This window comes from candidate division KSB1 bacterium (genome assembly GCA_022562085.1).
GTDB lineage: Bacteria > Zhuqueibacterota > Zhuqueibacteria > Oceanimicrobiales > Oceanimicrobiaceae > Oceanimicrobium.
The window spans coordinates 20689-28100 of the sequence record JADFPY010000025.1 but is presented as its reverse complement, the minus strand read 5'-3'; the positions used below and the strand labels follow the sequence as shown (position 1 = coordinate 28100).

General features: G+C 44.3%; 7 protein-coding genes. All 7 read right to left on the bottom strand.

All coding sequences use genetic code 11. The annotated features are described in order from the left end of the window. Positions 1-1113, bottom strand: a 1113-nt coding sequence (locus IH879_04170) for an AMP-binding protein (GenBank protein MCH7674130.1), incomplete at its 3' end; no start/stop codon positions are given. Next, the gene (menC, locus tag IH879_04165) at positions 1110-2174 is read right to left on the bottom strand and encodes an o-succinylbenzoate synthase (GenBank protein ID MCH7674129.1); all 1065 of its coding nucleotides are present in this window, start codon (positions 2172-2174) and stop codon (positions 1110-1112) included. The genes IH879_04170 and menC, both read right to left, overlap by 4 nt. A gap of 5 nt (positions 2175-2179) precedes the next feature. After that, the gene (locus IH879_04160; GenBank protein MCH7674128.1) at positions 2180-3055 is read right to left on the bottom strand and encodes a 1,4-dihydroxy-2-naphthoate polyprenyltransferase; all 876 of its coding nucleotides are present in this window, start codon (positions 3053-3055) and stop codon (positions 2180-2182) included. A 75-nt stretch (positions 3056-3130) separates the two neighbouring features. Continuing rightward, complete coding sequence (locus tag IH879_04155) at positions 3131-3430, bottom strand: endonuclease domain-containing protein (protein ID MCH7674127.1); 300 nt, start codon at positions 3428-3430, stop codon at positions 3131-3133. A 119-nt stretch (positions 3431-3549) separates the two neighbouring features. Then, complete coding sequence (gene menB / locus IH879_04150; GenBank protein MCH7674126.1) at positions 3550-4377, bottom strand: 1,4-dihydroxy-2-naphthoyl-CoA synthase; 828 nt, start codon at positions 4375-4377, stop codon at positions 3550-3552. Continuing rightward, a complete protein-coding gene (menD, locus tag IH879_04145; GenBank protein ID MCH7674125.1) occupies positions 4374-6092 on the bottom strand; it encodes a 2-succinyl-5-enolpyruvyl-6-hydroxy-3-cyclohexene-1-carboxylic-acid synthase in 1719 nt (572 codons plus the stop codon). Before menD ends, menB begins: the two co-directional genes overlap by 4 nt. Continuing rightward, positions 6089-7390 carry an isochorismate synthase gene (locus tag IH879_04140; protein MCH7674124.1) on the bottom strand — a complete coding sequence of 434 codons (1302 nt, stop codon included), beginning with the start codon at positions 7388-7390 and terminating at the stop codon, positions 6089-6091. Before IH879_04140 ends, menD begins: the two co-directional genes overlap by 4 nt. Positions 7391-7412 lie beyond the last annotated feature (22 nt).

Genomic DNA, 7412 nt, shown 5'->3' with positions numbered 1-7412 from the left:
TGCGAGATTGGCTTTTCTGTCAATTTTGCCGGTACTTGTACGGATAAACGAATTCAAAAAATAAATTGATTTTGGAATTTCATACTTGGTTAGATTTTTTGAAAGAAGACCCCTGAGTCTTTTCTCATCAATTTGAATATGGTTTACGTCTTCAAAAACAACTGTTACGACCTGGCCATAAGTTTTGTCAGGTAAGGGCCCGACAAAAAACTCCTGATTAGAATTTTTCTTCTGATTCACTTCAAAAAGAGCTTCTGCAATTACCCTTTCTACCTTTTCAGCTTGCACTTTCACTCCCCCGCTGTTGATCACATGGTCGACTCGACCCAGCCAAACAAATCGGCTTCCGGTTTTGATTTCCACGAGATCCTTGGTTGTCAACCATTCATTGTTTGTCACTGTTGAATTCACCGTTAAACAACCACGCCGATCCTGCCCAATTTCAACGCTCGGCAGGGCTTCATAATATTCTGATTTGTCAGGGCCGTTCAGTTTGCGCAGGGCAATGTGACTGACGGTTTCGGTCATACCGAAGGTTTGGTAAACGGGAGCTTTTACTAGTTCAATGGCTTTTTCAAGAGCCGCCGAAACCTGTGCCCCGCCAACAAGAATGGCTTTCATTTTATTTAAAGCGGCAAGGTGAGTTTCTCCCGAGTTCAAAATTGTCTGCAGCTGCAATGGCACGAAAGCGGCAAAATCGAAATGTTCAGCACTTTCCAAATCGAATGAGGCAAAAGGATTACCGGCCGGTTCAACAACGGTTACATTCAAATCTAATTCAAAACCACGCACCAACATCATGAGGCCCGCTATGTGGTCAGGTGAAAGGCTGGCCAGTGCATGATCACCTTTGTTTAAACTTAAAGCTTCGCCGGTCATGCGGGCGCTGGCTGCCATTTGCTGTCGAGTCAAGACCACGGATTTAGGCTCCCCGGTCGAGCCGGAAGTCTGAACCGAAAACTGCTTTTGCCCTGACAACCACTGTCCGCAGAAAGTCAGGGTCTTGATTTCATTTGGAGAAAATTGTTCAGACCGTAACTCGCCATGATTTTCCAAAATCCAATCAACGGTAAAAGGCTTTCCTTTTAAATGGATCCCGCTAAATTCACTCATGCTTCTGTTAATTTTAAGTCAGCTAAAGCCGCCAGGTTATCCCAACCATTTGACGAGGCGCAGGTTAATTGCCCGTCGATTATTTTCAAGGGTGACCTGAAATTAGCGGTAAAAAGCTCCCCGGTTCCCAAACCCTGGGGCATTTTCAAATTCAAAGTACTCGCCCACTGGCTGATGATATTCAAACCGATATTCGACTCCAAAGCGGAAGTAACCCAGAAGCCGATATTTAATTTTCTGGCGTTATCGATCCATCCCATCGAGGCTTTTAAGCCGCCTACTATAGTTGGTTTCAATATAATATATTGCGGCTTAATGGTTCTAAGCAGCTCTTCTTTGGCAGTTGGCTCAAGAATCCCAATCAACTCTTCATCTAAAGCGATTGGGATCGGACTCACAGCGCACAAACGTGCCATAGCTTGCCATTGTCCTGCTTTGATCGGCTGCTCAATTGAATGGATTTCAAATTCTGCTAAACGCTGCAGTTTATCTAAAGCGGAGTCCGCTTCAAAAACGCCGTTTGCATCTAAGCGAAGCTCAATTTGTTCAGGCAGGAATTTTTTACGAATTTCTGAAAGAAAGTCACATTCCGAGCCAAAATCTAAAGCACCGATCTTAATTTTAACGCAATTAAAACCCAGTTTAACCTTATTGAAGACTTGCTCAAGCATATCGTCTTTATCAGCCATGACAATCAAACCATTCGTTGGAATAGTTTGTGTTCCCTTTGCAAAATCGTTTTCAAAAAGCAGACGTTTGCCGCCATTTTCCAAATCCATTAAAGCGGCTTCCAGTCCAAACCGGATCGCCGGCCAGCCGGATAAATCAAGGTCAGACGGATTTGCACCTTGATTCAACAGTTTGCAGACTTCTTGTAATTTGTCTTCAAAACCGGAGCGATCGTCAATGCTTAGCCCTTTAAGCGGGGCACATTCTCCAAGTCCCATCCTCTCTTTGTTCTGCAGCGCCAAAATAAAAATATCGCGTGCGAAAAGAGTGCTGCGGGAGGTACGCATCGGTTTTTTAAATTGCAGAGTAAACTTTTTGAAGTCGGCTTGCAGGGAACTCACAGCAAGATTCCCACACCAAAACAAAAACTAAATAGGAGGGTTGTAATTGCCATTTGTTTCAAATGAGGATCGAGATCGGCTGCGTTTGATTGCAGGGAAATTCCCACAGCGTTTTTTAAAACCAGAGGCAGAGTGATCAGGAACAAGAATTGCCATGGATTCCTATAATTCAACAAAATGAATATAAGTGCAAACCCAAGAGCCGAAAGCAGCAAGACCCAATGATAGATTCTGGCCTTTCTTTGACCGAAGCGGACTGGAATTGTGTTTTTACCGGCTAATTTATCGGAATGTAAATCCCGAATATTATTGATATTTAGAACGCCTGCACAAAACAAACCACAAGCGGCAGCGGGCAAAACAATTTGGAAATTAAGTTGATGGGTGTGCAAATAGTAAGTGCCAAACACGCCAATTAAGCCAAAAAACAGAAAAACAAAAATATCGCCCAACCCGGTGTACCCATATTTTGGGCCCAGAGTGTAGGTAACGGCGGCGGCAATTGCGGTCAATCCGGAGAGATGAAAAAACAGGCTTTCGCCGCGAATGAGCAGATACCCGACAATAAGACAAAGCGAAGTAAAAACAAGTAAAGCGAACCGGATAGATTTAGTTGAAATTTTTCCGGACTGGGTTGCCCGTTCCGGGCCAACGCGATTGCCGCTATCCGCACCGTGGACACTATCGCCGTAATCATTGGCAAGATTTGACAAGATTTGCAGCAAAACAGCCGTTAAGAAACAAAGAATGGTAACCCGCCACTGAAAGGCGCTATCGAATGCAGCTAAAAAACTGCCGAGAGTGATGCTGGCAGCAGCCAGCGGCAGGGTTCTTAGTCTGAAGGCGGAGAGCCAGATTTTGAGAGAATTCATAGATTCTTAGGTCTTTGAATAGTTTGTTTCTGTTTGAGCCTCTTCTCCCTTTTGGAAAAGGGCCGGGGATGAGGCCTATTTTATTCTTCCACAAACTCTGGCTATTTCAGTTAAAACGCCCTCAATATTAGAAATCACATCTTCATTTTTAAATCGAATAACTCTATATCCTTGCTGTTGCAGCCACTCTGTCCGCATTTGGTCACGCTCTGTTTGTAATTCATGAATTCCACCATCGACCTCAACAATTAAAGGATGTTCATAACAATAAAAATCAAGAATAAAGCGGCCAACAGGGTGTTGGCGTCTAAACTTCAATTCAAATAATCGCCTGTTACGCAAATGTTGCCACAGTTTTTGCTCGGCGGGTGTCATCCCCTTACGAAGATTCTTGCTTGTTGATTTATTCTTGGAGTTGAAGGAAAGCGATGTGGCTTTGGTTTCATTTGACCCTCACCCAAACCCTCTCCCAAAAAGGAGAGGGAATTATCTTCCTACGGATACCGTCTAAATTTCGTAAAATCCGGTTTGCGTTTTTCAATGTAGGCTTTTCTACCTTCATTCGCTTCCTCGCTTAAGTAATACAGAAGCGTTGAATTGCCGGCTAACTCTTGCAGGCCGGCCTGGCCGTCGAGTTCGGCATTGAATGCTGATTTGAGCAGCCGAATCGCCATTGGGCTTTTGGTCAAAATTTTGAAGCACCAATCTACGGTTGTGCTTTCGAGCTCTGCAAGCGGCACGACTTTGTTGACGAGGCCCATTTGCAACGCTTCCTGAGCATCGTACTCATCGCACAGATACCAGATTTCGCGGGCTTTCTTTTGTCCTACACACCGAGCTAAAAAGGAAGAGCCAAAACCACCGTCAAAGCTGCCGACCTTTGGCCCGGTTTGCCCGAACCGGGCATTTTCAGCAGCAATCGTTAAATCACAAAGCACATGTAGCACATGTCCGCCGCCGATGGCCCACCCTGCGACCATGGCAATCACCGGCTTTGGAATCGAACGAATCTGCTTTTGCACCTCGAGAATATTTAACCGCGGAACACCGTCATCTCCGACGTAGCCACCCACATTGCGCACTTTTTGATCGCCGCCGCTGCAAAATGCTTTGCCGCCCTCGCCGGTCAAAATAACCACGCCAACATCCGTATTTTGGCGAGCCAACTCAAAAGCTTCCTGAAGCTCAAACACAGTTTTGGGCCGGAATGCATTGTGTACTTCCGGGCGATTGAAGCTGATCTTTGCAATGCCCTCATAGTACTGAAAAAGAATATCCTCAAATACCTTAAGAGGCTCCCATTTTATATCTCGATTGCTCATTTAAGCTCCTTCATTGAGGATTTAAATTTAAAAAACATTTCGGCGTTTGTGTGTTTATCAAAAGGCACTTCCAAAATTGCCGGTTTATCTGTAGCAGAAAAAAACTCAGGTAAAGTCTCTTCTAAGGATTTAGTCGAGTCACAAAAAAAGTAATTCAGGCCGTGATCCTCGGCGGTATTTTTAGCGCTTAGATTGTGTTCTACTTCAAAATGCTGTTCAAGCTCAGGCAAATCACTGCTGCCATCCAAAATTCTGAAAATACCGCCGCCATAATTATTGAAAATGATGACTCTTAAATTCGGCGGTAAGTAGTCATTCCACAGTCCATTGCGGTCGTAAAAGAACGCGAGATCACCCAAAATCAAGGTCGTCAGTTTAGGGGTTGCGAGTGCTGCACCGACTGCGGTGCTGAGTGTGCCATCGATGCCGCTTGTGCCCCGGTTTGAGTTCACTCGTATGCTGCTTGTTTCCATCAATCCGACGAAACTGGCAAGTCGCACAATTGAACTGTTGCCTAACTGGAGGTTGCTTGCAGACGGAATATGTTTTAATACAGATTGCATTGCCTTAAGCTCACAGTGCGGTGCTGTTTCGAAAAACTCTCGCAATCGCTGTTCAGCTTTAGATTGCATGTTCAGCCAGGATGAGGAATAATTTTCATCTGAATTCCTAACGGCAGCTGCCTTGGATTCTAAAATCGCCAGCAGGTTTTGAAAAAAATAAGCCGCAGAAGTTTGAATAACTTGGCGCAAAGATTGAAAAGTGTCAATGCAATCACCGTGGGTTTGAAGCTGCCAGTGCATTCTGGGCTTAAATTTCCGCAGAAATAATTTTAAACTTTTGGACACGACCGGTCCGCCGAACGTGATTAACAAATCCGGGGCCAGTTCTTTCAGCATTTCTTCATTTTCAGTTCCCAAAAAAGAATCATAATAGTAAACCTTTTCCGCTTGCTGCAAATTTGAAGTCACGTCACAAAGAAACGTAACTTTGTCGATTTTTTGAATCGTTGATAAGCTTTCAATTAAACCTGAATTTGGTGAATGCATTCCCGCCACTATCAGAATTTTATTTGACTCGGCCCAGACTGACGCAATCTCATTCCAGGTGTTTTTGAGCAGCACATTTTGTGCGGGCAGATGAGAAATGATTTTGGCATCGCTTTGGTACTTAAAATCCGACTTGGGATAGAGTGGTTCTCGAAGGGGAACATTAACCTGAACCGGACCGGGAGTTGGCCATAAACTTTTATTAATGGCCTCTGAGGTGATTCTCTCGCAATACCATTTGGCATCCGGATGTGTGTCATCCACTGGAAGCTCAAAATATCCGCGGCAACGTTTGCCGTACATCTCTCTTTGATCGATTGTTTGGCCGTCGTTTTGGTCGATCCACTCGGGGGGTCTATCGGCAGTGAAAATCAAAAGAGGAATTTTCTGGTAGTAAGCTTCGGCCACAGCCGGACCATAATTTAACCCGGCAGTGCCGGAGGTGCAAACGAGGCCGACCGGTTTTTGGGTCTGCTGGGCTAAGCCTAAAGCAATAAAAGCAGCTGAGCGCTCATCCACAATCGTCCGGCATTTTAATTTTGGATGTCTTAAAAATGCGAGAGTGAGGGGGGCGGAACGGGAACCGGGTGAGACTATGATATCGGAAATTTTTTTTTGGGAGCAAATTTCAGCGATGTTGACGATGCTACGCTTAAACTCGGTCATCCAAACGTACCCTCAAGACTTCGAGCAGAGTCGGCCATTTCAGACAAGGGGAATCCATTCGGTTTCTCAATAAACTTCAAAAGCGCATTTAATTTAAGTTCGGTTTCCAGCCACTCTTGTTTCGGTATCGAATCGATGGTGATGCCGCCGCCGGCATATAAAATTGCGGAACGATTTTGCAGCTGCAGGCATCTTAAATTAGCAAATAAGCGGGATTGATTTTTAATATTTACAGGGCCCAGAATGCCGGCGTAAAATTCCCGCTCATGGGGTTCTGTTTTTTCGATAAACTGCATGGCAGCTCTTTTGGCAACACCGCAAACTGCCGGAGTTGGATGTAGTGAGCTTAGCAAACGATTTACCAAATTCACCTCATTGTGCCGGGAAATTTTCCAAATAAATTTTGTTTGCAAGTGCAATATGTTTCCAATTTTGACTGTTTCAGGTCCGTGCTCAGAAAAATCGTTTATATTCTGCTGCTTGAAACAGTCGCGAATATATTCACTGACAATTTCTTGTTCGACAATTTCCTTCTTCCCCCATTTAGAAGCCTGAATGTTTCGGTTTGATTTAACGGGTTGGGTGCCGGCCAAAGCCACGGTCGTTAGTTCCTGATTATCTAAACTTAACAGCAGCTCCGGAGTGGCCCCTACCCAGGTCCCATTTCCGGGTATGGCAACAAGAGAAACAAGAGCAGTCGGGTATTCGACACACAGCTTATGAAATAAGCCTAAGGCAGAAAAATCGTTTTTCAGTAGGACCTCATGAGTTCGGGAAAGAACCACTTTTCGGAACTCTCCTTTTCTAATTTGTTCTATTGCCACTTCAACCCAATTGCAAAATTCCTGCTCTTTTGTAGCAGGAACTGAAGGATTTGACGAATTTCGATTGTACCAATTTCTAGCATGCTCCTGATAAAAACCGGTCTTGTTTAACTCTTTTAAAGTAGATTCAAACCGCAGTTTGCTGGAAGTAATATTAGCATCAATATGACCATTAGAAAAGTCATCAAAAATACAAGATGTTTCATTTAAATGAAGATTGGCCTTTATTAAAAAAGCAGATTTCTCTTCGCGGCTGGTAAATGGAGAGAATACAAACCCTTGCTTAAGCACATTCAAGTTGAGGGCTTCCCGGTCTGCGTCACCCGAAAGATCAACGATAAGATTCTTGTTCAGGCGGTTTGGACAACGCCAAACAGCCATTGGCAGCCGATTAAAAATACCAGCCCGGTAAAATAATTCTAAAGAGCGGGCAGCATCCTCAATTTCAAATGCTGATTGAAATTTTGAAACCATCTAAAAGATTCTCCCTCCTGAT